Annotated in this window: 29 protein-coding genes; 15 read left to right on the top strand and 14 right to left on the bottom strand. The window is 64.6% G+C overall.

Going from position 1 to position 26,478, the window contains the following annotated elements:
* Positions 1–64: 64 nt before the first annotated feature.
* The 5 genes from A5777_RS07610 to A5777_RS24625 form a co-directional block, all read right to left on the bottom strand.
* Entirely contained in the window at positions 65–3,304 is a 3,240-nt protein-coding gene (locus tag A5777_RS07610) for a helicase HerA domain-containing protein (RefSeq protein WP_064862186.1), read from the bottom strand.
* On the bottom strand, positions 3,304–3,957 hold the full coding sequence (locus tag A5777_RS07615; RefSeq protein ID WP_005208393.1) for a MarR family transcriptional regulator: 654 nt from the start codon (positions 3,955–3,957) through the stop codon (positions 3,304–3,306). The genes A5777_RS07610 and A5777_RS07615 overlap by 1 nt, the downstream gene beginning before the upstream one ends.
* Entirely contained in the window at positions 3,939–5,021 is a 1,083-nt protein-coding gene (locus A5777_RS07620) for an endonuclease domain-containing protein (protein WP_005208392.1), read from the bottom strand. Before A5777_RS07620 ends, A5777_RS07615 begins: the two co-directional genes overlap by 19 nt.
* 78 nt (positions 5,022–5,099) lie before the next feature.
* Positions 5,100–5,849 carry a DUF2127 domain-containing protein gene (locus A5777_RS07625; protein WP_005208391.1) on the bottom strand — a complete coding sequence of 250 codons (750 nt, stop codon included), beginning with the start codon at positions 5,847–5,849 and terminating at the stop codon, positions 5,100–5,102.
* 31 nt (positions 5,850–5,880) lie between these two features.
* Positions 5,881–6,837: a LysR family transcriptional regulator gene (locus tag A5777_RS24625; RefSeq protein ID WP_005208390.1), complete on the bottom strand. Its 957-nt coding sequence runs from the start codon at positions 6,835–6,837 to the stop codon at positions 5,881–5,883.
* Between the two features lie 121 nt (positions 6,838–6,958).
* Between A5777_RS24625 and A5777_RS07635 the strand changes: the two genes are divergently transcribed.
* The 14 genes from A5777_RS07635 to A5777_RS07700 all read left to right on the top strand — a co-directional run bounded on the left by A5777_RS07635 (position 6,959) and on the right by A5777_RS07700 (position 18,914).
* Positions 6,959–8,350 (top strand): MFS transporter, encoded by a 1,392-nt coding sequence (locus tag A5777_RS07635; protein WP_197502314.1) that lies wholly within the window; start codon positions 6,959–6,961, stop codon positions 8,348–8,350.
* A gap of 259 nt (positions 8,351–8,609) precedes the next feature.
* A complete protein-coding gene (gene rpsH, locus A5777_RS07640) occupies positions 8,610–9,008 on the top strand; it encodes a 30S ribosomal protein S8 (protein WP_005170410.1) in 399 nt (132 codons plus the stop codon).
* Between the two features lie 15 nt (positions 9,009–9,023).
* Positions 9,024–9,560, top strand: coding sequence for a 50S ribosomal protein L6 (rplF, locus tag A5777_RS07645; protein ID WP_005208387.1), 537 nt, complete (start codon positions 9,024–9,026; stop codon positions 9,558–9,560).
* A 3-nt stretch (positions 9,561–9,563) separates the two neighbouring features.
* Entirely contained in the window at positions 9,564–9,968 is a 405-nt protein-coding gene (gene rplR / locus A5777_RS07650; RefSeq protein ID WP_064862188.1) for a 50S ribosomal protein L18, read from the top strand.
* A 46-nt stretch (positions 9,969–10,014) separates the two neighbouring features.
* On the top strand, positions 10,015–10,659 hold the full coding sequence (gene rpsE / locus A5777_RS07655) for a 30S ribosomal protein S5 (protein WP_064862189.1): 645 nt from the start codon (positions 10,015–10,017) through the stop codon (positions 10,657–10,659).
* A gap of 3 nt (positions 10,660–10,662) precedes the next feature.
* Complete coding sequence (rpmD, locus tag A5777_RS07660; RefSeq protein ID WP_005208385.1) at positions 10,663–10,842, top strand: 50S ribosomal protein L30; 180 nt, start codon at positions 10,663–10,665, stop codon at positions 10,840–10,842.
* Between the two features lie 5 nt (positions 10,843–10,847).
* Entirely contained in the window at positions 10,848–11,288 is a 441-nt protein-coding gene (gene rplO / locus A5777_RS07665) for a 50S ribosomal protein L15 (RefSeq protein WP_064862190.1), read from the top strand.
* A gap of 300 nt (positions 11,289–11,588) precedes the next feature.
* Positions 11,589–12,908, top strand: a complete 1,320-nt coding sequence (gene secY, locus A5777_RS07670; protein WP_064862191.1) for a preprotein translocase subunit SecY — start codon at positions 11,589–11,591, stop codon at positions 12,906–12,908.
* The gene (locus A5777_RS07675) at positions 12,905–13,459 is read left to right on the top strand and encodes an adenylate kinase (protein WP_064862192.1); all 555 of its coding nucleotides are present in this window, start codon (positions 12,905–12,907) and stop codon (positions 13,457–13,459) included. The genes secY and A5777_RS07675 overlap by 4 nt, the downstream gene beginning before the upstream one ends.
* A gap of 15 nt (positions 13,460–13,474) precedes the next feature.
* Positions 13,475–14,269: a type I methionyl aminopeptidase gene (map, locus tag A5777_RS07680; RefSeq protein ID WP_064862193.1), complete on the top strand. Its 795-nt coding sequence runs from the start codon at positions 13,475–13,477 to the stop codon at positions 14,267–14,269.
* Between the two features lie 207 nt (positions 14,270–14,476).
* The gene (locus A5777_RS07685) at positions 14,477–15,391 is read left to right on the top strand and encodes a carbohydrate ABC transporter permease (protein WP_197502315.1); all 915 of its coding nucleotides are present in this window, start codon (positions 14,477–14,479) and stop codon (positions 15,389–15,391) included.
* Positions 15,388–16,305 carry a carbohydrate ABC transporter permease gene (locus A5777_RS07690; RefSeq protein ID WP_064862195.1) on the top strand — a complete coding sequence of 306 codons (918 nt, stop codon included), beginning with the start codon at positions 15,388–15,390 and terminating at the stop codon, positions 16,303–16,305. Before A5777_RS07685 ends, A5777_RS07690 begins: the two co-directional genes overlap by 4 nt.
* Positions 16,306–16,445: 140 nt before the next feature.
* Positions 16,446–17,762 carry an ABC transporter substrate-binding protein gene (locus tag A5777_RS07695; RefSeq protein ID WP_064862196.1) on the top strand — a complete coding sequence of 439 codons (1,317 nt, stop codon included), beginning with the start codon at positions 16,446–16,448 and terminating at the stop codon, positions 17,760–17,762.
* A gap of 84 nt (positions 17,763–17,846) precedes the next feature.
* A complete protein-coding gene (locus tag A5777_RS07700; RefSeq protein ID WP_064862197.1) occupies positions 17,847–18,914 on the top strand; it encodes an ABC transporter ATP-binding protein in 1,068 nt (355 codons plus the stop codon).
* 10 nt (positions 18,915–18,924) lie between these two features.
* Here A5777_RS07700 and A5777_RS07705 read toward each other — a convergent pair whose 3' ends face one another.
* The 6 genes from A5777_RS07705 to dtd form a co-directional block, all read right to left on the bottom strand.
* Complete coding sequence (locus tag A5777_RS07705; protein WP_064862198.1) at positions 18,925–20,313, bottom strand: MFS transporter; 1,389 nt, start codon at positions 20,311–20,313, stop codon at positions 18,925–18,927.
* Entirely contained in the window at positions 20,310–20,882 is a 573-nt protein-coding gene (locus A5777_RS07710; protein WP_331710581.1) for a TetR/AcrR family transcriptional regulator, read from the bottom strand. Before A5777_RS07710 ends, A5777_RS07705 begins: the two co-directional genes overlap by 4 nt.
* 96 nt (positions 20,883–20,978) lie before the next feature.
* Positions 20,979–22,094: an EAL domain-containing protein gene (locus tag A5777_RS07715; RefSeq protein ID WP_064862206.1), complete on the bottom strand. Its 1,116-nt coding sequence runs from the start codon at positions 22,092–22,094 to the stop codon at positions 20,979–20,981.
* A 29-nt stretch (positions 22,095–22,123) separates the two neighbouring features.
* Positions 22,124–22,297, bottom strand: a complete 174-nt coding sequence (locus A5777_RS07720; protein ID WP_064862200.1) for a DUF1059 domain-containing protein — start codon at positions 22,295–22,297, stop codon at positions 22,124–22,126.
* Positions 22,294–23,268, bottom strand: coding sequence for a formate dehydrogenase accessory sulfurtransferase FdhD (gene fdhD, locus A5777_RS07725; protein ID WP_064862201.1), 975 nt, complete (start codon positions 23,266–23,268; stop codon positions 22,294–22,296). The genes A5777_RS07720 and fdhD overlap by 4 nt, the downstream gene beginning before the upstream one ends.
* Positions 23,269–23,330: 62 nt before the next feature.
* Positions 23,331–23,780 carry a D-aminoacyl-tRNA deacylase gene (dtd, locus tag A5777_RS07730; RefSeq protein ID WP_039856660.1) on the bottom strand — a complete coding sequence of 150 codons (450 nt, stop codon included), beginning with the start codon at positions 23,778–23,780 and terminating at the stop codon, positions 23,331–23,333.
* A 129-nt stretch (positions 23,781–23,909) separates the two neighbouring features.
* Between dtd and A5777_RS07735 the strand changes: the two genes are divergently transcribed.
* Complete coding sequence (locus A5777_RS07735) at positions 23,910–24,782, top strand: LLM class F420-dependent oxidoreductase (RefSeq protein ID WP_064862202.1); 873 nt, start codon at positions 23,910–23,912, stop codon at positions 24,780–24,782.
* 73 nt (positions 24,783–24,855) lie between these two features.
* On the opposite strand, the gene A5777_RS07740 is transcribed toward A5777_RS07735, so the two are convergent.
* From A5777_RS07740 to A5777_RS07750, 3 genes are all read right to left on the bottom strand, one after another.
* Positions 24,856–25,251 (bottom strand): phage holin family protein, encoded by a 396-nt coding sequence (locus A5777_RS07740; RefSeq protein ID WP_064862203.1) that lies wholly within the window; start codon positions 25,249–25,251, stop codon positions 24,856–24,858.
* Between the two features lie 87 nt (positions 25,252–25,338).
* On the bottom strand, positions 25,339–25,683 hold the full coding sequence (locus tag A5777_RS07745) for an iron chaperone (RefSeq protein WP_064862204.1): 345 nt from the start codon (positions 25,681–25,683) through the stop codon (positions 25,339–25,341).
* Positions 25,684–25,720: 37 nt separating this feature from the next.
* Positions 25,721–26,478 (bottom strand): inorganic phosphate transporter (locus A5777_RS07750; protein ID WP_197502317.1); only part of this gene is annotated, 758 nt, incomplete at its 5' end.

The raw sequence follows: 26,478 nt of genomic DNA on the forward strand, positions 1-26,478 counted from the left end.
CGCGCGGTGGTGGGTGGCATTGGAGGGCCGCGCCACCGCGGACTCGGCAGATCCTCGTGAGGTCCTAGTCCAGTGACGCTCGCGCGATGGCGATCACCTCGTCCTCGGTGGGCGGACTCTTCGGGTGGTAACTCAGACACAGCGGGGTGTCGACTTTGACGAAACGGCCGCCGTCGACCGCGGTGTAGAACGTTCCGGTCGATAGTCGGCCGACGTCGGGGATCGGACTTCCCTTGCTGTTTGCCAACTCCTTGGCAGCTTCGATCTGGTTCGGGTGGTGCAGTCTTCCGAAGAGCTGAGTTGACGCGTTGCCGCTCACGCGGCCGTGGATTCCCTTCGGGGCCTGTGTCGCGAAGATCAACCCCAACCCGTACTTGCGCGCCTGCGAAGCCAGTGCCAACGTGCTCTCCGTTGCGGTCGTGACGCGCTGCGATGGTGCGTAGTTCTGCGCCTCATCCATCACCAAGATGCCGCCGAGCGGCCGATCTGAGGCAGGGTGCTTCTTGATCCAGGCGAACAATGACATTTGCAGTTGTCCGACGAAGTTCGCGACGCGCGACTCGCTTCCGAGTCCCGCGAGGTTGATGACCGACACGCGAGCGCGATAGCCCGGCGATGGGGTGAGCAGCACACCCGGGTCGGCGGGCGTCGCGGCTTCGTCCAACAAGGGGTCGTTGGCCATCGACGCTTTCAGATTCTCGGCCAGATCGATCGCGAGGCGAGGTGCGTCGGCGAGGGTGCTCACCCCGTCGGGTAGTTCGGACAGCAAGGCGACGAAGGACGGCAGACTTCCACCGCCGCGACGACCGAAGTACACCATCGCCTGTCGCAACACCGCCTCGTAGCGTGATGCGCGCGCGCCGCGTTCGGAGGGGCGCGCCTTGGGGAGGAGCGCGCCGACGGCAGAGTCGACCGCCGCGAAAAACTCGTCGGAATCGGTTTCCAGCGAGGCGAATTCGGGCAGCGGACGAAAGCTCAACGGTCGACCGGAGCGCCGCCCGGGGGTGAACACAACAACCTCTGTGTCGGCGAAATAGCGGTCGGCCGCGGCGCGGTCGGTTGGACTCCATTCCCGCGTGCCTTCAGGCCAGGGCATCCCGAGTCGTGCGAGGTCGTTGTTGATGTCCAGGACTATCGACGAAACACCCTGCAGAGCTGCCTCTTCGACGATGCGTCGAATGAGTACGGTCTTTCCGGAGCCGGAACCCGCGAAGATGGCGGCATGCTTGCGGAGCGACTCCAGCGGCGCCTCAACTGGTTCGCCGTCGACTGATCGAACACCGATCGGCAGCACGTCGACTGCGCGGTGTTCACCGGACGAACGGAACTCGGTGGCAACAGGACTCGCCTCGTCAGGCGTGATCGCTACCGCGCAGGAAGCGGCGTCGGTCTCGGCTGCGTGGGCTCCCGATGATGCACCCTGCGGCGTCTCCACCTTCGGCGTCTCGACCTCCGTGGCGAGGGCCTTGGTCAATCCGGGTGTGAGAATCTCTGCGAGGAAGCCGATCTCGGCTGCCGGTGCACGATCGACGATCCAGTCGTGCAACTGCGCTGGTCGCTCGGAACGCAACTGCGCCAATGCCATGAGTCGTCGGATGTCGTCGTCTGTCCAGGCGATCACCCGACCGCCGCGGCGATGCAGTTCGTCGACCAACTGTGCGGTTTTGGGTCCGGTGGGCCACGGCTGGCGCCTGAGCACCACCAGGGTGCGCTCGACCTCGCCGAGGCTAAGTCCCGAGGCGATGTTGGCGTTGGTGAGGCGGGACTGGACCGCGCGGGGGTGTGTGGCGGCAAGCGCGCGGAAGCTCCACGATTCTTCGGACTCTGTCGCGGGGTCGATGACATGACTGATTCGCCCGTGCAGCAAGGCTTTTGCCCCCGGCTTGGGGTCCTGATACCAATTGCCTGCCCCGCTGGGGAGGGCTTCGATCCACGCGCCGAGTCCGGCCTGCAGCAAATCGGGGACGACGACATCCTCTGTGGCGTGGTCAAGGGCGGCGGCGGGGTTGGCTTGCTCGATCAACTCACGATACCGCTTTTCGATTGCGTCGACATCTGTTGTCGCCGAATGCGATTCGCTCACGGAGGGGACGTCGTTCGACTGTTCACGAGCGTTGTCGCTGGCCGGGCGTGTCGGCGTGTGGGTGTCGTTCAACGTCGTGATCGATGTGAACGTGCCGCTGCGCAGCATCGCCGCAACCTGCCGGTCGACGGCCATCATGAGTTCGCGCGGGGTGTATCGCTGTGCATCGGCGAGCGCTACGTCGTCGACAGGCCAATGTGGTTGGGGTGGCGTGAAGTCGATCTGGGCGAAGCCGGGTGCGAAACGTTTGGCGAGGAGCTCGCGCGCGAAGTCATCCGACGGCGGCCGCTGCAGCATTGGTGGCTTTCGGAAACGCTCGACTGCGGAGCGCATCACCCTACTCTCCAGATGTTCCCAGGCCGCCGTGATGCACGAGACAACGGTTGCCGTCCGACTCATGTTCTCGCGCAACGCCATCAAACCGTGAGCCACCTGATTGACCACTGAGTTCTCGTCCGCGGCGGCCGACCATCCCGCTTCGATGAGCGTGTCGATCTGGTCGACGCCCAGTACTGCTGCGGCATCGAACGCGACGATGCGGGAGATATTTTGGACCATCTCTTGGTAGCCGAGCGTCGCGTTGCGGATACCCCACTCGGCCAACTCGTCTGCGTCGTCGACGTCTAGGTGTAGAAACGCCTCGCCGAGGTCTCTGGCGTCGTAGTCCTGTGACGCTGTCAGTACCAGCGCGCGCAAGATGTGCTGCGACCGTCGGCGATGGGGGTGGTTTCGATACACGCCCGCCACGAACTCTTCGAGTGCAGAAACGGTGAGCGTCGCCTCACCGACGACTGCTGCACGCGTCGACTCCGACACGTCGGCTTCAAGGGCAAGGCGGTCGAGAAGTTGTGCGAGCTGGGTCGGATGTGTCGGGCTGGGGCGATTGAGACTCTCGAGCACCGCGACCGTGACCGACTTCCAGAAGTCGCTGCCGTCGAGCAATCTCACCAAGAAGAAGTAGCCGCCCCGCTCCTGCACGCGCTGACGGATCTGTCCGAGAAGGTGCGTCTTGCCCGAGCCCGCTACGCCGCGGATCACCACGCCGATGGGGCTGGCTGACTCCGACCGCGCAGCGTCGGCGAAGCTGCGCATCGTCTCGTCGGCGACCTGCTCGTGCAAGCCGGCGACGTGGTAGGTGCCCGACGTGCCCCACACGTCGTCGGGGGTGTCGGCCCAGTCGAGTCGGATCGACTCGAGTGCCTCGCGAATGTCGTTGTCCATCAGTCCTCCTCGACTGCGAACAGGTGGCACGGTTGTGTGCCGACCACAACGGCCGCAGCTCGGTCGGTCTCGCTGAGACGGGCCCGGTCGTCCTGAGGGATCAGACTGACACCCGGGCGGTCCTGCAATTCGAGGATCGCGGCGTTGAACTCGGAGCGGTCGATGTCAGGTAGCGATGAACGAAGCGCCGCGACGTCGACGAGCGCTCCGCGCTGATGAGCTAACGACTCGTATGTGGCGATGATGCGGGCGCCGATGTTCACGGCCTTCGACGACGCGGGCGGCGCGGCCTCGACGACGGCGCGCGGACGGCCGAAGACTTCGTACAGTCGGAAGTCTTCGGCGTCGAGATGACGCCCGATTGCGTTGAGGACGGCATACAGCGCGCGGATCGGGGGCAACGAGCGGTCCGGCGGCCCTGCACGCAATTCGTCTGCACACCAAGCCCATCCGCGGTCGGTGAGCGAGTGGTAGAGCGCATTGCGCTCGCCTTTGCGCGACTCGATCAGGCCGTGTTCGGTCAACTTCTGTCGTCCAGGCTTGTCGAGGTTGGGGCCCAGCTCGCGTAGGCGAGGAGTCGACAACTCCGTGGACTCCGCCATGAGGACGAAGAGCACCGCGCTTTGGCTCGGTGTCAGCTTCGGGTGGTCCACTGTGACTCCTTCAGATCAGGTCCAGGCGCAGTAGGCGAGCTGGGGGTCGGATGGTGATGGGCGAGAACTTCGCGCAGTTCCGCGACGACTGACGACGTGTCGCCGAGAACCTGTTCGTTGGTGTAGCGGAGTACCACGTAGCCGTGCCGCTGCAGCATATTGTCGCGGCGGCGGTCACGGGCGTACTTGTCGGCTCGACGATGGTCGGGGCCGTCGACTTCTACGATGACTCGCGCATCCGGCCACAGGACGTCGACTATCGCGACTCCCGACAATGCGGCGAGGTCGGTGGGGCAGCGATTCCAGAGACGTCCGGCTGCCCAATCATGTTGGGCCAGTGTGTATTCGAGCGCCTGCTCTGCGGCGCTGTGTGGGGCGGGAGCGCCCGTCGGTCGGGAGACGATCAGAGTCGGTCGCAGCGGGTCGGTCGGGACGGGGGCGGTTGATGAGGCGACCCCGAGGCGCAGCACAGGTACTCGGCGCACCTCGGGCAACGCGTCGGCGGTGAGCCAGACGGTCATGTTGGCATGCTCCGCGAGCCACGCACATGCCGACGCCGCGGTGCGCTGCGCATCATCGGGGAGCGCGCTACTTGCTCGCACGGCGAGCACCACCTCGGGCCGACCGTAGAAGTGGCGTAGCAAAGCGACGAGCACGGCCGCGCGTTGTTCAGGAATTGCGGATGGCGTCGTGCGTTCGTTCGCGGCGCCCGCCCGCGCGAGCGGTACGACCACGGCAGTTGACAGGCCGACGTCGGCGCACAACTGCCGGGCCAGCGTCTCTGCGTCGTCGACGTCGAGTCGCTCATTGGATGACCTGCCAGGTAGCCAGGCCGGGAACAACGTGATCAGCGCCGATTCGAGTGCCTCGAGGATCTCGGTGGCGACCTGCCGTGCGCTCCGTTCATCGGGGCCGCGGTAGTCCAAGATCACCGGCAGTTCCGGTGCTACGGCGTCAGCGAGGTCGTCGATTGCCGGGCCGTACACGTCCGCGAGGCGGACGACCCGTCCGGGACGGATCGCGTGGCCGACCGGCGGTGGCGTATCACTGTCGGCGTGAGTCATCGGACGTGAATATAGCTTCCGCGACCGACGGGTGCGCGGCGGCGGTGCGGCTCGTGACAGCGGCGATGTCTTGTTGGTTCAGCCCGCCGCCCGCTCGACGGTGAGGAGGCTCTCGGCGCTGTGTTCGGCGTGGTAGGCGGCCTCGCCGCCGCGGACGCCGAACAGCCGCTTACTCCAGATGAGCCAGACGACCGCAGCGACGTTGACGGCGAGCAAGAGCACCTTGAACACCGTCGCCTTCTCGACGAGTTCATACACCTCGAGCGGGATGAAGATGCTGGTGACGATCACCGCGAAGTACTCGCCCCAGCGTTTGGCGAACCACAGGCCGTACGCCTCGACGAATTGGCTGATTCCGTAGGCGAGCAGCGCGCAGCCGACGAGCACGATGGTCGCGGTCGACAGGGTGGTCGCCTTTTCGATCCACTGCACGACCTTGGAGTCGTCGATATTCCAGCCGATCTGGTCGGCGATCGGTTTGAGCAGCGGCATCTCGGCGTCGAACTTCTCGTGCAGTGTCTGTTGACTGTTGCGCAGCTCGATCACGAATATGCCTGCGATGACGAGAAAGATCCCGCGGATCAGGCGCTCGACCGCGAGCAGTCGCATGATGATGAGGTCGCGCAGCAACCGACCACGCGGAACCTCCGGGGCATGGTCGGCGGGTCCGCTGTTGCGAGGTGAGCCGAGGGCGTAATCGCCGCATCGCAGGCATCGCCACGCGTCGCCGGCGCTGGTCTCGGTGTGCAGATGATCGGCGAGACCGGGCTCGTCGGGGCGGTAGGTCTCGTGACCGCGTAGGCCGCAGGAGATCAGTTCCCAATTCACCGCAGCAGCCTAGCCGTCGACGGCAGGTGGGTCACGACGCCGCGGCGATCTCACCCGGTTGACCGACCTTGCCACTGCGCGTCGTATCGCCGCTCACCCCGACGCTCGCCGCGTACAGCAGGTCGCGAAAGTCGCCGACGACCGGGCGCTCGGATGACCACACCATTCGAATCCAGGAGGTGTGCGGCGCGATGTCGAGATCTACCGCGACGAGCTGGCCGGCAGCCGACGTCGCGCCAACGGCGAACTTCGGGGCCATCACCACCCCGAGGCCGTTGGCAGCCCAACTGAAGGCGACAACCAGGCTCGACATGGGTTCCATCGGTTCGGGCAGCATGTTCTCGACGCCGAGGTGTGTCGCGCATCGTCGTGGGCCGCTCAGGATGTGTTCGCCGACAAGGTCGGCGATGGTGAGGTGCTCGTGTCGCGCAAGCGAATGGCCGGATGCCATCGCGATTGCAGTGGTGACGGGGACCAGGTCGGCGTAGGAGACGTCCGTACGCTGCGTCGCGGGCAGGAGCCAACGGTCGGCCGCGTCGTCATGCATATCGAGTACGAGTCCGACGTCGGCGCTCCCAGACGCCACCGCGTCGACGACGCACGTCGGGTCGATGAGGGTGTCCACGGCGACGGTTCCGCCGGGGACTCGGTTGCCGAACTCGCGCAGAATGCCTGGGATCTGCGTGGCGACCATGTGTTCGGTGCTCGCGATACGCAGGGGCGCGGCCGAGGCGGCAGTGGTGACCGAACGCCCGAGTCTGGCCCAGCGGTCGAGGAACTCGGGGCCCTGGGCGGCCAGCACTAGTCCGGCTTCGGTCAGGCGCATACCGCTCGGCGAGCGGTGATAGAGCTGCACACCGAGGTCGCGTTCGAGCGCCCTGATCTGTTGCGACACCGACGACGGGGCCAGGTCGAGGGCGGCCGCGGCGCCGAGGACGGTGCGATGCTCGGCGACGGCGAGAAAGGTCCGTACGTGTCGGATTTCCATGACTGCTACTCCTCGCTTGGGGCCGGGAGGCGTGACGCATCGGATGGTGTTCGGAAAAACCGCACACTGCCTGCATCTATTCCGGTCGATCGACGTCGGGTGTCGGCAGCATCCTGATGCCGTGCCAACGACAACTCGCGAACCCTCCAGATCACGACGCCGCTCGGGCGAGGCCATGCGTGGTCGCACCGTCAGCAACGTCGGCGTCTCGCTCGGCTACCTGCTGGTGCTGGTCGACTCGACGGTCCTCAACGTCGCGCTGCCAGACATCGCCAGGTCTCTGGGTGGCAGCGTCGCCGGACAACAGTGGGTCGTCAGCGCCTACCTGGTCACCTTCGGCGCGCTGTTGCTGAGTTCCGGCGCGATCGCCGATCGCTACGGCGCGCTGCGCACGTACCGGGTGGGCGTTCTCGCGTTCGTGCTCACGTCGGTGTTGTGCGCTCTCGCTCCGACGTTGCTGGTCCTCATCATCCTGCGCGCGCTTCAAGGCGCTGCGGCCGCGCTGATCCCGGGGACGACGCTGGCGCTCATCGGGAGGATGAATCCCGAACCTGCCGACAGACATCGCGCCATCGGTCTCTACGCGCTGGTCACCGGGTGCGGTTTCGCAGCAGGACCGACCGTCGGTGGAATCCTCATCGCCGCAGGCGGATGGCGGTGGATCTTCCTGATCAACGTGCCGGTGGGAATTCTCGCGCTGGCCTGGAGTCGATACTTTCCGGCTGACTCGAGGGCACGCGACCGTGGTGCGCGACTCGATGTGCGCGGACAGCTGCTCGCGGTGGTGTTCTTCGCGCTCGTGGTCGTCGTCATCATCGAAGCGGGGGAGCGATCCTGGATCGCGGCGTGGGCGCTGATCGCGACGGTGTGCGCGGCCGGATTGCTCTACTGGTCGGATCGACGAAGCGCTGCCCCGGCGATTCCCGTGCGTCTGCTCCGTATTCCGTCGATCCTGCGAGGAACGTTGTTCGGCTTCACGATTCAGGTGGTGATGGCGTCGACGCTGTTTGTCGCGAGTCTGTATCTGATCAACGCACGCGGGCTGTCGCCGTTGGGTGCGGGACTCGTCCTCATCGCCTACACGTTCGGGCCATGTGTCCTCGGCCCGGTTGCGGGGCGCGTGGTCGCTGCACGTGGGCCCCAGTTGCCTGCGGTGCTCGGTCAGCTTGCGGCTCTGGTGGGTTCCGTGGCGATCGCGGTGGTGATGTTCGTCGGCGGACCACTGTGGGCACTGATCGCGACGATGCTGATCGCAGGAACGGCGTTACCGCTGGTGATCGTGCCGATGACTGGGCTCATCGTCGCGGGTGCTCCCGCGGGATCCGCAGGTACGGCAGGCGGCTTGTTCAGTGCGTCGCGTCAGCTCGGAGGGGCCTTTGGTGTCGCGGCACTCGGCGCGGTGTTGGCGTCGGTTGGCGGAACCGACGGCGCCGGGTGGGCGATGATGGGTGCGGCCTCCGTGGCAGTCATGGCGCTACTGGGTATGGTCGTGCGTCCGCATCGAACGCGGTGACTCAGGGCCGCTGCAGGCATCGATTTGGGTCTGGCCAGCCGATTCTCTACACTAGAACGGTTGCCTGTGCACCTTTGCGTGTCCGCACTCGGGTCACGGCTACAACTGAATAGTCTCCGGTGCTGGCGAAATGCCTAGGGCACCGGCGGCGAGAACCTATTCACTATCCACTTCGTGGAAGGCCCACCGCAGGTCACAGGAGAAACCCTGACGATCGGCGCTGCATGGGAACCGCTACGAGAAAGGTTGACGGTCAACCATGACCATGACTGACCCGATCGCAGACTTCTTGACACGTCTGCGTAACGCCAATTCGGCGTTCCACGACGAGGTGACCCTCCCGTCGTCGAAGCTCAAGGTGAACATCGCCGAGATCTTGAAGCGCGAGGGCTACATCACCGATTACCGCACCGAAGATGCGGAGGTCGGCAAGAACCTCGTCGTTTCCCTCAAGTACGGCCCCTCCCGTGAGCGCAGCATCGCCGGCCTTCGCCGCGTGTCCAAGCCGGGTCTGCGGGTGTACGCAAAGTCCACCAACCTGCCCAAGGTCCTGGGCGGCCTCGGCGTGGCCATCATCTCCACGTCGTCCGGTCTGCTCACCGATCGCCAGGCAGCCAACCAGGGCGTGGGCGGCGAAGTCCTCGCCTACGTCTGGTAAGGGGAGGTAAGCACAATGTCGCGTATCGGTAAGAATCCGATCGAGATCCCCGCGGGCGTCACCGTCTCCATCGACGGACAGACGGTCACCGTGAAGGGACCCAAGGGCGAGCTGAGCCACGTTGTCACCAGCCCCATTCAGGTGGCGCAGGAAGACAACACCATCGTGGTGACCCGCCCCAACGACGAGCGTCGTAACCGTGCACTGCACGGTCTGAACCGCTCGCTGGTTGCCAACCTGGTCGACGGCGTCACCAAGGGCTACACCACGAAGATGGAAATCTTCGGTGTCGGCTACCGCGTCGCAGCCAAGGGTCGCGACCTCGAGTTCGCGCTCGGTTACAGCCATCCCGTGCCGATCGAGGCTCCCGAGGGCATCACTTTTGCCGTCGAGTCGCCCACCAAGTTCTCGGTGTCGGGTATCGACAAGCAGCAAGTCGGCCAGATCTCGGCGAACATCCGCCGCCTGCGTCGTCCCGACCCGTACAAGGGCAAGGGCATTCGCTACGAGGGTGAGCAGATCCGTCGCAAGGTCGGAAAGACGGGTAAGTAAGCCATGAGTGATACAGCAACCAAAACTGTCCGCAAGCCCATCGGCAAGGACGTGTCGACCCGACGTCGCACCGCGACCGGCAATCGCCACTTCCGCCTTCGCAAGAAGGTCAGCGGAACGCCGCAGCGTCCGCGTCTGGCAGTCAAGCGCAGCAGCCGTCACATCCACGTGCAGCTGATCGACGACCTCGCGGGCAAGACCCTCGCAGCAGCGTCGACCATCGAGGCTGACGTGCGTGCATCCGGTGGCGACAAGTCGGCACAGGCACGTCGCGTCGGCGAACTGATCGCCGCTCGCGCCAAGGCCGCAGGTGTCGAGGCCGTCGTGTTCGACCGTGGTGGCAAGGACTACCACGGCCGCATCGCCGCGCTCGCCGATGCCGCCCGCGAGGGAGGCCTGCAGTTCTGATGACCAGCAATAACAGCTTGACCAACATGACCGGAGGGAACCTCTGATGCCCGGACGTCAGCGTGACGGCGGAAACGGACCCGCCGGAAACGACAACAACAACAACAACCAGGGCGGCAACGACCGCCGCGGTGGCCGCGATCGTCGTAACGACCGCGGGCGCGATCGCGACCAGGAGCGCAACCAGCTCGAGCGCGTTGTCACCATCAACCGTGTCTCCAAGGTGGTCAAGGGTGGACGTCGGTTCTCCTTCACCGCTCTCGTGGTCGTCGGCGACGGCCAGGGCATGGTCGGTGTCGGCTACGGCAAGGCCAAGGAAGTTCCTGCCGCGATCCAGAAGGGCGTCGAAGAGGCTCGTAAGAACTTCTTCCGCGTTCCGCTGATCGCAGGCACCGTGACCCACCCGGTTCAGGGTGAGGCTGCTGCCGGTGTCGTGATGCTGCGTCCGGCAAGCCCCGGTACCGGTGTCATCGCCGGTGGCGCGGTGCGTGCCGTGCTCGAGTGCGCGGGCGTGCACGACGTGCTCGCCAAGAGCCTCGGCTCCGACAACGCGATCAACGTGGTCCACGCGACCGTGGCCGCACTCAAGATGCTGCAGCGTCCCGAAGAGGTCGCCGCACGTCGCGGTCTGCCGATCGAAGATGTGGCGCCGGCCGGTATGCTCCGGGCGCGCGCAGGCCAGGGAGTGTAAGACATGGCACAGCTGAAGATCACCCAGGTGAAGGGCACCATCGGTGCCAAGAGCAACCAGCGTGACAGCCTGCGGACCCTTGGACTCAGGGGCATTCGCCAGACCGTCACCCGCGAGGACACCCCGATCAACCGCGGTTTGATCAACGTGGTTGCACACCTCGTGACAGTCGAAGAGGTTTAAGAGCAATGACCATCAAACTCCATCACCTTCGCCCCGCTCCGGGCGCGAAGACCGAGAAGACCCGTGTGGGTCGCGGTGAGGGGTCCAAGGGTAAGACCGCCGGTCGCGGCACCAAGGGCACCAAGGCACGCAAGAACGTGCCTGCAGCCTTCGAGGGCGGCCAGATGCCGATCCACATGCGGTTGCCGAAGCTCAAGGGCTTCACCAACCCCAACCGGGTCGAGTACCAGGTCGTCAACGTAGGCGACATCGCCAAGCTGTTCCCGCAGGGCGGCACCATCGGCGTCGACGAGCTCGTCGCTGCCGGTGCGGTTCGCAAGAACCAGCTGGTGAAGGTCCTCGGCGACGGTGAGCTGAGCGTCGCGGTCAACGTGACCGCGAACAAGTTCACGGCGTCGGCCAAGGAAAAGATCGCCGCTGCCGGTGGCAGCACCACCGAACTGTAAGAGAGTTCGTTTCTGACCACAGCGGACGGCAGCACTGTTCTGCCGTCCGCTGTGGTGCCAGCGGGCTGGTTCGTCGAACTCGGCGGTGTGCGTGCACTCGCAGCGCACGGCGGGTCGGGCGAGCTGGCCGAAAACTTCAGGTGGAGCGGTCCCGGAGAAGTGCCGGTCGTGGCAGCCGGTAGAGTTTCTGGCGTTGCCGCACAACGCAACCACCGATCAACGTCGATTGCCGAGCACGTGGGGGTGGGGTCCGCCTGGGCCCCCGAACAACCCGAGCGTGGTCGTTCCTAGGAGGAGTTAGTGCTTTCCCCCCTCGTCGCGGCCATTCGGACGCCCGATCTGAGGAAGAAGATCCTCTTCGTCATCGGCATCATCGTGCTGTATCGCCTGGGCGCGACGGTCCCGTCGCCCGGCGTCGACTACAAGACCGTGCACGCCTGCATCGACCGCATCAACAGCGGTGGCGGCAATCAGGTCTACTCGCTGATCAACCTGTTCTCCGGTGGAGCGCTGCTGCAGCTCTCGGTGTTCGCGATCGGCATCATGCCCTACATCACCGCGAGCATCATCGTGCAGCTGCTCACCGTGGTCATCCCGCGGTTCGAGCAACTCCGCAAGGAGGGCCAGTCCGGTCAGGCCAAGATGACGCAGTACACCCGCTACCTCACGGTGGCGCTGGCACTGCTCCAGTCGACCGGCATCGTTGCGCTCGCCGACCGCGGCACGCTGCTCCCGCAGGAGTGCGGCAACGTGCTCACCGATCAGTCGATCTTCGGTCTGTCGATCATCGTGCTCGTCATGACCGCAGGCGCCTGTCTCGTCATGTGGTTCGGCGAGCTGATCACCGAGCGCGGCATCGGCAACGGCATGTCGCTGCTGATCTTCGCGGGCATCGCCGCTCGCATCCCCGCCGAGGGCCGGGCGATCCTCACCAGCCGTGGTGGCCTGGTCTTCGGTCTCGTGTGCCTCGCGGCGCTGATCATCATCGCGGGCGTGGTCTTCATCGAGCAGGGTCAGCGTCGAATCCCGGTGCAGTACGCCAAGCGGATGGTCGGCCGGAAGATGTACGGCGGGTCGTCGACCTATCTGCCGCTGAAGGTCAACCAGGCCGGCGTCATTCCCGTGATCTTCGCGTCGTCGCTGCTGTATCTGCCGCAGTTGATCGTGCAGCTGACCAAGAGTTCCGACGGCACTGAGTCGGGCTGGCAATCGTGGGTCTCGCGGTACCTCGCCGACCCGAGTAGCTGGGTGTACATCCTCGTCTACTTCGCCATGATCATCTTCTTCACGTACTTCTACGTCGCTGTCACCTTCAATCCCGAAGAGCGCGCCGACGACATGAAGAAGTACGGAGGGTTCATCCCGGGTATCCGTCCCGGCCAGCCGACGGCTGATTACCTGGGCTACGTACTGAGCCGCATCACGCTCCCGGGTTCGATCTATCTGGGTATCATCGCTGTACTGCCCAACCTCTTCCTCGAGATCGGTAACAGCGGGGGAGTGCAGAACCTGCCATTTGGGGGCACGGCCGTGTTGATCATGGTCGGCGTGGGTCTGGACACGGTGAAGCAGATCAACAGTCAATTGATGCAACGCAAGTACGAAGGATTCTTGAAGTGAGACTTGTTTTTCTCGGCCCCCCCGGCGCTGGCAAAGGGACTCAGGCGGAACTGCTGTCGGAGACGCTCGGCATTCCGCACATCTCCACCGGTGACCTGTTCCGCGCCAACATCTCTCAGGGCACCGCGATCGGCATCGAGGCCAAGAAGTACCTCGACGCCGGCGACCTGGTGCCGCCGGAGATCACCGTCGACATGGTTCGCGCACGACTCAACGAGCCCGACGCGTCGAAGGGCTTCATCCTCGACGGCTTCCCCCGTTCGATCGAGCAGGCCGAGGCGCTCAACTCGATCCTGGCCGACCTCGACACGGAACTCGACGCCGTCGTCTCGTTCGTCGTCGATCCCGACGTCGTCGTCGAACGGATGCTCGCACGTGGTCGCGCCGACGACACCGAAGACGTGATCCGTAACCGCATGGCGGTGTACGACAAAGAAACCGCGCCGCTGCTCGAGTACTACGGCGATCAGGTCAAGACCGTCGACGCCGTCGGCGAGGTCGACGAAGTGCATCAGCGAGTGCTGAGCGCGCTCGGCGTCAAGGTCTCCTGAGGTAATCGATCCGCGATGAGGCTCCGTAAGACCAAACGTGTTCCGTTCCGCAGCCCTGGAGAGCTCGATGCCATGGCTGCGGCGGGAGCCGTTGTGGGGGAGGCGCTCGTCGCGGTTCGCGACGCCGCGAAGGTCGGGGTGAGCACCCTCGAGCTCGACGAGGTGGCCGAGTCGGTGATCCGCGGCGCGGGAGCGGTCCCGTCGTTCAAGGGCTACCACGGGTTCACCGGCTCGATCTGCAGCTCCGTCAACGACGTTGTGGTGCATGGAATCCCGTCGTCGACCGTTGTGCTCGCCGAGGGAGATCTCGTCTCGATCGACTGCGGCGCCATTCTCGACGGCTGGCACGGCGACTCCGCATGGACCTTCGGGGTCGGCGAACTCTCGCAGGCCGACCAGGACCTCTCGGATGCGACACGACTGTCGATGGAGGCGGGCATCGCGGCGATGGTCGACGGCGCGCGCCTCACCGACATCTCGCATGCCATCGAGACCGGAACCCACAAGGCGGAGAAGACCTTTGGGCGCGGCTTCGGCATCGTCGACGGTTACGGCGGGCACGGCATCGGGCGCGAAATGCACCTCGACCCGTTCCTTCCGAACGAGGGCGACCCCGGGCACGGTCCGTTATTGGTGATCGGGTCGACGCTGGCGATCGAGCCCATGCTGACGCTCGGAACCACCGACACCACCGAACTCCCCGACGGCTGGACCGTCGTCACAGACGACGGCTCTCGCGCGGCCCACTGGGAGCACACCGTCGCCGTCACCGCCGACGGCCCGCGCATTCTGACGCAGCGCCCAGCCTGACTTTTCCGGCCGGCCCGTTCTTCCGTCGCCCATTCTTTCCGGTTGCCCAGGCGCTCGGTTTCCGCGACTGTGAACAACCGCAAGAAAGTCCGGGTTCGGGCGTGTTCATGTTCCATTCATGAGACGTGGTGCACGTGACACCTTCCGGACGTCGACGTGCAATCATCTCGTTCGCAATCCGTAAGATAAGGGCTGAATACTGCCCGGGTGTCGTCAGTCAACGAGCGGGTGCTTCCGTCGTCGCGCGCCCGGTCGTGGCGTAGCTACGCGCTGTTCATCGCGCTTGTAGCGCCCAATCTGGTGTTGCTCGGCGTCTTCACGTATCGCCCGCTCATCGAGAACATCCGAATGTCGTTCTACGACTGGAACATCTCGTCGCCCGGTGCCGACTTCATCGGGTTCTCGAATTACTCGGAATGGTTCACGCGCGCCGACACCTGGACCATCGTCGTCAACACCGTGATCTTCACCGTTGTGGCGGTGGCGGGCAGTATGGCGCTGGGACTCGCGTTGGCGCTGTTACTCGACCGGAAGCTGCGTGGCCGAAACCTGGTGCGATCCATTGTGTTTGCCCCGTTCGTACTCTCCGGCGCTGCGGTGGGAATCGCGTTCCAGTTCGTGTTCGATCCGAGTTTCGGCTTGATCAACGACCTGATGCACCGGCTGCACCTCGGGTCGGCGCCGGACTTCTACCAGCAACCACACTGGGCGCTGTTCATGGTCACCGTGACCTATGTGTGGAAGAACCTGGGCTATGCGTTCGTGATCTACCTCGCCGCGTTGCAGGGGAAGCGAATCGACCTCGACGAGGCAGCGGCGATCGACGGGGCCGGCCGGTTCACCTACTTCCGTCGCGTCCTGCTGCCGCAGCTGCGCCCGACGACGTTCTTCCTCTCGATCACCGTGCTGCTCAACTCATTACAGGTCTTCGACATCATCAACGTGATGACCCGTGGAGGCCCGCTCGGCAACGGCACCACGACGATGGTCTACCAGGTCTACGAGGAGACCTTCCGGAACTTCCGCGCAGGCTACGGTGCGACGGTTGCGACGATCATGTTCGTCGTGCTGCTCGTTGTGACCGTCGTGCAGGTACGTGTGATGGATCGGGCACAGGCATGAGCGACGTCGTCGTGGCGGAGTCCACGACATCGGGCGGCGCGTCGTCGACGAGTTCCGTTGGTGTCGACCGGCGCGCAGCGGCGCACGCGCGGCGCAAACGAGTTGCGACGGTGTTCGGTTATCTCGCGATGGTCGTCGCGGTGCTCCTGGTCGCACTTCCGCTCGTGTGGATTCTGTTGGCGTCGTTCAAGGATCGGTCGGAGATCTACGTACAGCCTGCGGTGTGGTGGCCGTCTGTGTGGCATCCGGAGAATTACCGCGAGGCGACGACGTCGGTTCCGTTCTGGGACTTCATGCGGAACTCGTTGATCGTGACGTCGATCCTGGGCGTCGTGAAGTTCGCGCTCGGCGTGCTGAGCGCGTATGGGCTTGTGTTCCTGCGGTTTCCGTTCAAAAACGTGGTGTTCATCGTGATCATTGCCGCGCTGATGGTGCCGAACCAGATCACGTCGATCACGAACTATGCGTTCGTCGCACAGCTCGGACTGCGCAATACGTTCCTCGGGATCATCCTGCCGCTGGCGGGCGTCGCCTTCGGAACGTTCCTAATGCGCAACCACTTTCTGTCGTTACCGCAGGAGATCATCGAAGCCGCACGCATGGACGGCGCCGGTCACTTCCGGCTGCTGACCCGCGTGGTGTTGCCTCTGTCGATCCCGACGATGGTTGCCTTTGCGCTCATCACGCTCGTCAACGAGTGGAACGAGTACCTCTGGCCATTCCTGATGGCCGACGACTACACCGTCGCCACGCTGCCGGTCGGGCTGACGCAGTTGCAGAACAACGACGGCCTGACGAACTGGGGCCCGGTGATGGCCGCGACGGTGCTCGCGATGCTGCCGATGCTCGTCGTCTTCCTGCTCCTGCAGCGCCACATGATCAAGGGCCTGACTTCCGGGGCGGTGAAGGGGTGATCTCGACAAGCTCGATCAGCGAGGTGAGCTCGATCAGCGGGGTGAGCTTGATCAGCGAGGTGAGCTTGATCAGCGCAGGTGTCGAAACCACCTGCGCGACAGACAGAGAACGATAACCAGTGGGGAACAGGAGCACACGAATGCACGAGTTGTCTCGCCGCGGTTTTCTCGCGGCAGGTGTCACGTTGGCGGCGGGCCTGGCGGTATCGGCCTGCGCGGGATCGGGGAGTTCGGAGGGGTCCGACGGCGGGGGTGACGCAAACAACCTGACCTTCTGGTCGAACCATCCGGGCAAGTCGACGGCCGTCGAGAAGGAGTTGATCTCGCGCTTCGAGAAGGCCAACCCAGGCGTCAAGGTCCAATTGGTCGACGCCGGAAAGAACTACGAAGAAGCCGCGCAGAAGTTCAACGCCGCACTCTCGGGCGGATCGCTACCGGACATCATCATCCTGTCTGACGTGTGGTGGTTCAACTTCGCGCTCATCGGTGCGATCGCTCCGCTCGACGACCTCTTCGGCAAGGCGGGTGTCAACACCTCCGACTACGTCGATTCGCTTGTGGGCGACTACAAGTGGAACAACAAGACGTGGGCGCTGCCGTACGCGAGGTCGACGCCGCTGTTCTACTACAACGCCGACGTCTGGAAGCAGGCGGGACTGCCGGCTCGCGGTCCGCAGAGTTGGCAGGAGTTCGACGAGTGGGGTCCGCGTATCCAGGGTGTCGTCGGTGGCGGTAAGCAGGCGCACGGCTGGGGCAATGCTGTTGATTACCTCGGGTGGACGTTCCAAGGTCCCACCTGGACCTTCGGTGGTGCCTACTCCGACGAGTGGAACCTGAAGTTCACCGATCCCAAGACGATCGAAGCCGCCAACTACTTGAGCGAGTCGATCAACACCAAGCGATACGCGAAGATATCCAACGACATCGCAGGCGATTTCAGCGCCGGCATCATCGCTTCGACAGTGGCGTCGACCGGCGACCTTTCGGGAATCACCAAGAATGCCAAGTTCAACTTCGGCACAGCGTTCCTGCCTGCTCCCGACGGGACGATCGGTTGCCCGACCGGTGGTGCCGGCCTGGCGATCCCGGCACGGATCTCCGACGCGCGAAAGATCAACGCGCTGAAGTTCATCAACTTCATCACCGACACCGACAACACGGCGTACTTCTCGCAGAACGTCGGGTACATGCCGGTCCGGAAGTCGGCGCTGAGCGATCCGTCGATGGTGGCCTTCCTCGACAAGAACCCCAACTTCAAGACGGCGATCGATCAGTTGCCGAAGACCAAGCCGCAGAACTACGCTCGCGTCTTTGTGCCCGGCGGCGACAAGATCATCGGTACGGGGTACGAGAAGATCGGACTGCAGAACGCCGATGTGAACGACACCATGGCCGACGTGAACAAGCAGATCCAACAGATCTACGACACCCAGATCAAGCCGAAGCTGCCGAAATGATGAGCAGCACAGGCGATATGGACAAGGCCACCATCGACGCACCCACTGTCGACTCGCCCGATATCGACTCGGCGGGAGTGTGACGTGGCGGTAGTGACCTTCGACGGAGCGACGCGTCGGTTCAGTCCCGAGGCGTCGCCGGCCGTCGACCATCTCGACCTCGAGGTGGCAGACGGAGAGTTCATGGTGCTCGTCGGGCCGTCGGGGTGTGGCAAGTCGACGACGCTGCGCATGCTCGCAGGCCTCGAGTCGGTGGAGGCGGGGTCTATCAGCATCGATGGACATGACGTTGTCGGTCTCGAACCGAAATCCCGTGACGTGGCGATGGTGTTTCAGAACTACGCGCTGTACCCCAACATGACGGTCGCGCAGAACATGGGATTCGCGCTACGCAACGCGGGAATGTCCAAGGACGACACGGCAACCCGCGTCAGCGAGGTCGCCGCGATGCTCGAACTCGAGGATCTCCTCGAACGCAAACCGTCGAAACTGTCCGGCGGCCAGCGTCAGCGAGTGGCGATGGGACGAGCGATCGTGCGGCGCCCCAAGGTGTTCTGCATGGACGAGCCGCTGTCGAATCTCGACGCCAAACTGCGTGTGAGTACTCGCGCGCAAATCGCTGCACTCCAGCGTGAATTGGGTACGACGACGCTCTACGTCACGCACGATCAGGTCGAGGCCATGACGATGGGCGATCGTGTTGCCGTGCTGCGCAAGGGGATTCTGCAACAGGTCGGTAGTCCGCGCGAAATCTACGCGCATCCGGCAAACACGTTCGTCGCCGGGTTCATGGGTTCGCCTCAGATGTGTCTGATCGACGTCGAGATCGACGCGGGCCGTGCGCATCTCGGCGACGCCGAGATCGCCGTTCCTCGTTCGGCGCCACAGCGACTCGTCGTCGGGCTGCGGGCCGAGTCGTGGCAGGTCACCGGTCCGGGGACGCTGGGTTCGTTGACGGCGCGGATCGAACTGGTCGAGGAACTCGGGTCAGAGCAATTCGTCTACTGCTCGGCCGACGTCGCCGTTCGAGACGGACGGATCGTCGTCCGTGTCGACCACAGGCGCGAGTTCATAGTCGGCGAGTCGCTCGGTCTGATCCCGTATGCAGGCGAATTGCACTGGTTCGACGCGGAGTCCGGTGTTCGTCTCTGAACGGTGATCGCTAACGGCGTCGAGGTGTGCCGATGATCAGGGCGCCGAGGCCGAGTGGCAGCAGTGACCACAATGCGGCACTTACGTAACCCTGCGCGGTGGGAATCGGTTGGCCAGCCGGTGTTGAGGCCGCAAGGAGTAGCCCGGCCAGTGCGCTACCGACGGCGAATCCGATGCTTCTGACGATCTGGTTGATCGTCAGCACGCTGGCGGTCTCGGTCTCCGGCACGCCCGCGAGTACGAGCGCTGGCATAGCCGCCGAGATCCCCCCGACCCCGTACCCGAGTACCCCCATCGCCACCAGTACAGCCGCCAGTGATCCACTGGCAGTAGCGAAGACGATTGCGGCGAGCATGGCGATCAGGGTGGCGCCGATGTACGTCCAGCCAGCTGTGAGACGCGCGATGAGTGCGGGCGATACCCTGCCCGCGACGAAACCGAGCACCGAGAACGGGATGAGTGCGGCGCCTGCGGCGACACCCGGAAGTGCGAATCCATACGCTGCGTCGTCGGGCGTCTGCACGTATCGGGTGAACACGCTGAACAGTAGGTACAGGCCGACGCCCGCCACCGCCATCGCGATGTTGGCGCGCAGCACCGTCGGCTGGCTGAGTAGTCGGACGTCGACCAACGGTGCGGCCGTGCGTATTTCGACTAGAACCCAGCAGGCGAACGCTGCTGTCGTCACTGTCGGAATGGTCAGTGCGGACCAGAGCGATTGCCACACAGCGGGTTCGGCCACCAGTAACAAGAGTCCGAGTGTTGCCACCGAAAGTAGTAGTCCGCCGGGCCAGTCGATGCGGGGTCGGGGGCCGGGCAACTCGGCTGGTAGTGCAATCCATGCGACGACCCACGCGCCGAGCGAGAGCGCGAGGCCGCATCCGTACGCTGCGCGCAGTCCTGCGACTTGGTCGAGAAGGCCGATCAGGGGGTATCCGACTCCGATTCCGACCGTCGAGGCCACCGATAGCGCGGAGATCGTCGAGGCCGCACGGCGATCGCTGAGATGACTTCGTGCCACGCTCATCAGCAGTGGAACGCCACCGAGTCCGACGCCCTGCAGCACACGTCCGATCAGTAACACCGTGAAGGAAGCCGTGATCGTCGTAAGGATGCCGCCGATCACAACGATGAACAGGCACGTCAGTATTACGCGTCGACGCAGTGGGCCACCGCCTAGGCGGCCGAGCACGGGTCCTGCGATCGCGCCAGCAAACAGCGTGACGGTGAGCGTCCACTGCGCGGCGTCGAGCGAGACGCCGAGTCCGATCGACACCGGGGTGATCAGCGGCGCACCGAGACTGCCGACGACGGCGACAACCAACCCGACAGCCACGAGTGCCACGCTCAATGCAGTGGCTCGTCGCCCGGTGGGCTGTGTTGCGGCCGCGGCTGTCATCGATTGGTCTCGTTCGTAATGTGCTCGAACAGACCGGGCTTGATGAGCGTCCGCACACCGTCGGCCCACGGCTCGTCGACCTCGGCGACGTCGAGTGCGGCGCCCGTGTTGAGCAGCATGCCGAATGAGAGGAAGGACTTGACCGTCACCGGGTCGAGGTGGGTGGCGTCGGCGACCGCGTCCCACATGTGTGCGAAACATACACGGACGGCGTCGCGTACTTCGGAGTCCCCGGAAGCGGCGAATCCCTGCAGTTGGAGTAGGAGATTGGTTCTGTCAGTGAGGAGTTCGTAGTAATCATGTCCCATCCGAGCCAGCGCATCGAGTCCGCTACTTCCCGATGCGGCCTCCAGCATCGCGTCGGTGACGCGGTTGAACGACGCCTCAACCAGTTCGAGGAACAGCGCCTTCTTGGTTCCGAACATACGAAAGATGTAGGGCTGTGTGATGCCGGCCTCGCGTGCAATCGCCTCCGTGGACGCACCATGTAAACCGTGCGCCGCAAATTCTTCTGCAGCGATCGCGCGCACCTGTTCGCGGCGGTCGGCTGCTGACATACGTGTGGACACGCAAAAAGGATAGCAGTTACTAACTACTTACTAACAGCGGCCTACTTATTTATAGAGGCGCGAGGCGAGGTCCAACGCACACCGAGATTTGCTTGGTCAACGGGCAGCCATCGACGAGATCAGTGCGTCGATGGGCACCATGCCTGAGTAGTTGCCGTTCTCGTCGCAGCACACGAGTGGATCGAACCGGCTGGGCAGCGGTCGGGTCATGGCGCGTCGCAACACTTCTCGACGACCGGCAGCGCGATTCACGCGCATGGTGCTGTGCCGCACGATATCTCGCGGACCATGGCGGGCCGCGAGACTGATCGGACGCGTGCCGGGGTCGAGAAGTGCGATCGCCGCGACCTCCGGTTCGGCGTCGAACATTGTGCGCAGCACCGAATCGTCGGAGTCGGCGGGTGCGGTACGGCCGGCTTCGATGAAGGGCGCCACGGTCTCTCTCGATTCGCACAGATCGCGCGTGCGACTCTTGAGTAGCGGATCGATTCCATTCATCGCCTCATCGGGTCTTCCCAGCAGATACCCCTGTCCCAGTGGCACTCCGAGCTGGCGCAACCGATGGAGGTCTTCGGCGGTCTCGATACCCTCGGCGATCAACCAGGCGTCGATGCGGCTGGTGAACTCGCCGAACATCTCGACGAGCGCCGACTTTGCCGGGTCACGGTGCAGGTCCGCAACCAGCGAACCGTCGAGCTTCACGAAATCGGGGTGCAGCGTCAGGATGTGATGCATGCTGGCATATCCCGCGCCGGCGTCGTCCACAGCGACAAACCCGCCGAGTGCACGCACTCGCGCGATGGCTGCAGCGACCTGGTCATAGTCGGTGACGATGGAGTGTTCGGTCAGCTCGAAGACCATGCGGTCAAGCGGCCGGTGCTCGAGCAATCTCTGTATTCGATCGGTAAGCAACACGTCGGGGGAGATGTTCACCGACAGGAACGCCCGACGTGGCAGCGTGGCTCTCGCCGACAGTGCCTTCTCGAGGACGAGTGCACTGAGTTCGGCCTCTTGCCCGATGCGCGCAGCCGCCGCGAACCACTGATCGGGGCCCACCGGGCGTTGCGCCGAGAACCTGCTCAGCGCCTCGTAGCCGACGACCCGCAACTGAGGTAGATGGGCGATGGGCTGAAATACCACCTTGGGAGCCTGCGCCGAATGAATCAGCGCATCCACCTCACGCTCGAGTTCCGACTCGATCCGCGCACTCATGCGCTCCGTGCGGACCCGATCAGAGGAACTCACTGATCGACGATCACTTCACGGACGCGAGCGACGGTGTCTGGGGGCACGTCGTCGATCCCGTGATCGTCGGCGGCATGCTCGACGACAAGCTCCACAATCTCGGCCTCGGTCGTGGCTTCGAAAGTCGCGTCGCAATTCGGGATGACCGCACCGCACCAGAAGCTCTTCATGACGTCTCTTTCCGTGTAGTCGCAATCGAAGTGGTCGCAATCGAGAATTCTTCATCGGGGTTCGCGTCGTTACACGAGACGCGATCGGCGCCGCTGTAGAGAACCATCGACTCCCCTCGAACGAACCCGGCGAGGGTCAGGCCGTGCTGCTCAGCAAGGTCGACGGCCAGCGACGACGGCGCCGAGACCGCCGACAACATCGGAACGCCCGCCATGATCGCCTTCTGCACCAACTCGAAGCTCGCGCGCCCGGACACCTGAAGGATCTGGCCACGCAGGGGCAGCAGATCGTGCGCCAGGGCCCACCCGATGACCTTGTCGACGGCATTGTGGCGCCCGACGTCCTCGCGGACCACCCGCAGTTCGCCGGTGCGACCGTCGAACAGTGCTGCCGCATGCAAGCCGCCGGTCTTCGCGAAGACCTTCTGGTGTTCGCGGAGCCGACCGGGCAGATCTAGCACGGCATCGGCGTCGACGATCAGCGGGTCGTCGGAGACGTCGAAATGCGAACGCGTGGTGACGGATTCGATGCTGTCCTTACCGCACACCCCACACGCGCTCGAAATCGTGAAGTCGCGCGAGAGCGACGGATCGGGCGACGCAACACCCGGCGCGAGCGCGACGTCGAGCACGTTGTACGAATTCAACCCATCGCTCCCGGCGCCGGGCAGACTGGGCCCGCTCGCTGCGCTCCCGGCGCCGGGCTGACTCGGCCCGCTCGCTGCGCTCCCGGCGCCGGCACAGTAGCGGGCCGTGGCGAGGTCCTCCGCGCGGACCAGCGCACCCTCGGAGACGAGGAATCCCGACGCGAGTTCGACATCGTGTCCCGGGGTCCGCATCGTGACCGCGAGCCGTTCGCCGTTCACGCGCATCTCCAACGGCTCTTCGACGGCCAACACGTCGACGCGCGTTGTCGGCTGCGCGCCGCGACGAACGCGGGTAACGCGACGTCGTGCTGTGATTCGGCCCATGTAAACCACGGTATCGGTTGCCGGACGACTCGCCCACCCGATGAGAGGCCGCCGCCGGGCTCTCAGACGTCGACGATGAGGGTCACCGGACCGTCGTTGACCAGCGAGACCTCCATGTGCGCGCCGAAACGGCCCGTCGCGACGGTCGCTCCGGCGGTACGCAGTTCCGCGACCACGGCGTCGACGAGCGGTTCGGCGACCGCGCCGGGTGCGGCGGCATTCCAGGAGGGGCGTCGACCCTTGGCGGTGTTGGCGTACAGGGTGAACTGGCTGATCACCAGGATCGGAGCGTCGAGGTCTGCGGCAGAACTCTCACGCCCGTCCGGACCGTCGAGGATGCGTAGCCGCCAGATCTTGTCGGCGAGTTTCGTCGCGTGCGCCGGAGTGTCGTCGTGGGTGACCCCGACGAGCGCGACGAGACCGAAGCCGCCGGGAGCGATGTCGAGTTGACCGACCGTCTCGCCGTCGACGGTCACCTTCGCCTGGGTTGCTCGTTGGATCACTGCGCGCATGCCGACCAGCATCACAGATCGGGCGCATCCGCCCGCTGGTGGGCGAGTGCGTCGGACATCAGATGAAGATCTGGTGACGACTTCGACGCGTCGGAATACCGGCGAGCGAAGATGAGGTTCGCTGTGAACATGACCGCTTCATCCAGGGCAGAGCAATCGAAGGCCGGGCAGACCAAGGCAGAACACATCGCCAAGTTCGGCACCTACGGCGCGTGGGGTTGGTTCAAGCAGTTCTCGCCCGACGAGGCCCGCGAGATCGAGAAGCTCGGCTACGGGACCATCTGGCTCGGCGGGTCGCCCAAGAATCTGCACCCTATTCGCACGATCCTCGAGGCGACCGAGCGCATCACCGTCGCCACCGGCATCGTGAACATCTGGAACTCCGTCCCGTACGTCATCGCCGGTGAGTTCCACGCACTCGAGCGCGATTTTCCCGGCCGCTTCTACCTCGGTGTCGGTGCCGGGCATCCGGAGGCGACGTCGGAGTACACGACGCCGTTCAAGGCTGTCGGACGCTACCTCGACGCTCTGGACGGCAAGCAGGTTCCCCCTGATCGTCGACTGCTCGCCGCACTCGGGCCGCGCATGCTGCGGATGTCGGCCGAGCGGTCACTGGGCGCCCACCCCTACCTGACGACTCCCGAGCACACCGCCGAGGCCAGGAAGATCCTCGGACCCGACGCCCTGCTCGCCCCGGAGCACAAGGTGGTGCTGACCGAGGACGCCGACGAGGCACGTGCCGTGGGTCGTCCACCCGTCGACCAGCCCTACCTGCATCTGAGCAACTACACCAGGAACCTCAAGCGCCTCGGATACACCGATGAGGACATCGCCGACGGAGGTAGCGACGCGTTGATCGACGCACTCGTCGCACATGGCACTCCCGCGCAGGTGAAAGCCCGACTCGACGAGCACCTTGCGGCCGGTGCCAATCACGTGACGATTCAGGTGCTCGGATCGGAAACGCCCGTCGAACAACTGGCCGCGATCATCTCGGCGTAGGGTTGCGCGCGACGATCGACTTCGCGGTGGCGGCGAGGCCCGACGACACCCTCAGCGCGCGCGGATAGCGGCGCTACTGCACCGGCTCCTTGAGCACCATCGAAATCAGCCAACTGACGATCGAGATGACCAGCGCGCCGAAAATCGCAGCCCAGAAGAAGCTGTCGACCTGGAGCCCCCAGTGCGTCGTGTTGTGCGTGATCCACGAGGTGATCTCGAGCATGAACGCATTGATCACGATGTGAATCAAACCGAGGGTGAGAATGTACAGCGGTATCGAAAAGAGCTGCACGATCGGCTTGATGAAGGCGTTCACCACACCGAAGATCAGGGCGACGAGCACCACGATTCCGAACTTTTCCAAGCCCGACGCGTCGTCGGGAAACTGAAAGCTCAGGCCGGGCACGATCAGAGTGGCCACCCAGAGCGCGACGCCCGAGAGCGCCGACTGGAGCAGAAATGCACGCATGTACAAGATCTTGCCAAATTCGGACAGGGCGGCGCGCGCTGTATGACGGATCGGCGACGCGCCCCTGGCGGCGGATGCCCTTTCAGCTCAGCCGATCTGATCGCGGCGCGCGGTGACGAGGGTGCGGATGCCGTCGTCGGACGGTGGATCAGACGGCTGGAACCGAATGGTGCCCTTGTCCCTGTCGAGGCCCTCGAGTTCCGGGGCCGCTGTCGAGAGCGCTTCCGGGCTGAACGGATAGATGCCGATGTGCTTTTTGGCTCGCATCACCGACAGCAGTGGCTTGCCGTGGTAGGTGAGGGCGGGCATGCCGTAGCCCTTGCTCTGCTCGGCGTCGGGGACGACCTCACGGGCGGTTGTGTAGATGTGATCGATCACTGCGCGGTCGGTGTCGTCGTCGAGTTCGGCCAGATAGTCGTCGATGGTGCCCACGCCTCAGCGTGACACGTCGCCATGCCCGACCGCCCGATTACCAGGACAATTCGGGGACCTGGTCGGCCGTGACCTTGTTCAGCTCGTCGAGTTGTTTGCGCTGCTCGGCTTCCTTCGCGGCCTTGGCGTCGTCCGTACCGGTTGCGGAAGCGTCGGCGTCACCATGCGAATCCGCCTTGTGACCATGAGGGCGTCGTGGCTTGCCGCTCGGGATGATCGAACCCGCTCCCGCGAGCATCGGGAACTCCTCCTCGGCCTCTTTGTCGAGATCTGCTTCGACGTCGCTGGCCTTGGGTGCGGCGCGCAGCGATTTCCACAGCAGCACGAGTAGCCCCGCGATCAGCACGGCGAGCACGATGGTCGACGCCGCGAGACTCGGCAGTTGGGTGAGGCCGTAGACCGCGGCCGCGACGATCGCCGCGGACGGCATGGTGACGACCCATGCCACCACCATCTTTCGGAACACCGCCCAGTCGACCGTGCTGTTGCGGTTGGTGGTGCCGACTCCTGCGACCGCGCCTGCGACCGTGTGGGTTGTCGACACCGGCGCGCCGAGGGCCGTCGAGCCGAAGAGTGCGATCGCGGCACCCGTCTCGGCGCAGAAACCGCTGACCGGGCGTAGTCGGGTGATGCCGGTGCCCATCGTCCGGACGATGCGCCATCCGCCTGACAGAGTTCCTAGGGCAATGAACAGGTAGCAGCCGAGGGCCACCCAGTCGGGCACCGGCAGTGACGATCCGGTCTGGGTGAGGTGGCCGGTCGAGACCAGGAGGCCCGCGACGATGCCCATCGAAC

This window comes from Gordonia sp. 852002-10350_SCH5691597, assembly GCF_001665715.1.
Classification (GTDB): domain Bacteria; phylum Actinomycetota; class Actinomycetes; order Mycobacteriales; family Mycobacteriaceae; genus Gordonia; species Gordonia sputi.

What these genes read in the sequence shown, in the direction of transcription:
- A5777_RS07740 (WP_064862203.1), bottom strand. Translation starts at nt 25,251, where the DNA reads ATGCGTGCATTTCTGCTCCAGTCGGCGCTCTCGGGCGTCGCGCTCTGG.
- rpsE (WP_064862189.1), top strand. Translation starts at nt 10,015, where the DNA reads ATGCCCGGACGTCAGCGTGACGGCGGAAACGGACCCGCCGGAAACGAC.
- A5777_RS07735 (WP_064862202.1), top strand. Translation starts at nt 23,910, where the DNA reads ATGACCGCTTCATCCAGGGCAGAGCAATCGAAGGCCGGGCAGACCAAG.
- A5777_RS07610 (WP_064862186.1), bottom strand. Translation starts at nt 3,304, where the DNA reads ATGGACAACGACATTCGCGAGGCACTCGAGTCGATCCGACTCGACTGG.
- A5777_RS24625 (WP_005208390.1), bottom strand. Translation starts at nt 6,837, where the DNA reads ATGGAAATCCGACACGTACGGACCTTTCTCGCCGTCGCCGAGCATCGC.
- A5777_RS07690 (WP_064862195.1), top strand. Translation starts at nt 15,388, where the DNA reads ATGAGCGACGTCGTCGTGGCGGAGTCCACGACATCGGGCGGCGCGTCG.
- A5777_RS07705 (WP_064862198.1), bottom strand. Translation starts at nt 20,313, where the DNA reads ATGACAGCCGCGGCCGCAACACAGCCCACCGGGCGACGAGCCACTGCA.
- rpsH (WP_005170410.1), top strand. Translation starts at nt 8,610, where the DNA reads ATGACCATGACTGACCCGATCGCAGACTTCTTGACACGTCTGCGTAAC.
- rplF (WP_005208387.1), top strand. Translation starts at nt 9,024, where the DNA reads ATGTCGCGTATCGGTAAGAATCCGATCGAGATCCCCGCGGGCGTCACC.
- A5777_RS07620 (WP_005208392.1), bottom strand. Translation starts at nt 5,021, where the DNA reads ATGACTCACGCCGACAGTGATACGCCACCGCCGGTCGGCCACGCGATC.
- A5777_RS07715 (WP_064862206.1), bottom strand. Translation starts at nt 22,094, where the DNA reads ATGAGTGCGCGGATCGAGTCGGAACTCGAGCGTGAGGTGGATGCGCTG.
- A5777_RS07695 (WP_064862196.1), top strand. Translation starts at nt 16,446, where the DNA reads ATGCACGAGTTGTCTCGCCGCGGTTTTCTCGCGGCAGGTGTCACGTTG.
- map (WP_064862193.1), top strand. Translation starts at nt 13,475, where the DNA reads ATGAGGCTCCGTAAGACCAAACGTGTTCCGTTCCGCAGCCCTGGAGAG.
- rpmD (WP_005208385.1), top strand. Translation starts at nt 10,663, where the DNA reads ATGGCACAGCTGAAGATCACCCAGGTGAAGGGCACCATCGGTGCCAAG.
- dtd (WP_039856660.1), bottom strand. Translation starts at nt 23,780, where the DNA reads ATGCGCGCAGTGATCCAACGAGCAACCCAGGCGAAGGTGACCGTCGAC.
- rplR (WP_064862188.1), top strand. Translation starts at nt 9,564, where the DNA reads ATGAGTGATACAGCAACCAAAACTGTCCGCAAGCCCATCGGCAAGGAC.
- A5777_RS07720 (WP_064862200.1), bottom strand. Translation starts at nt 22,297, where the DNA reads ATGAAGAGCTTCTGGTGCGGTGCGGTCATCCCGAATTGCGACGCGACT.
- fdhD (WP_064862201.1), bottom strand. Translation starts at nt 23,268, where the DNA reads ATGGGCCGAATCACAGCACGACGTCGCGTTACCCGCGTTCGTCGCGGC.
- rplO (WP_064862190.1), top strand. Translation starts at nt 10,848, where the DNA reads ATGACCATCAAACTCCATCACCTTCGCCCCGCTCCGGGCGCGAAGACC.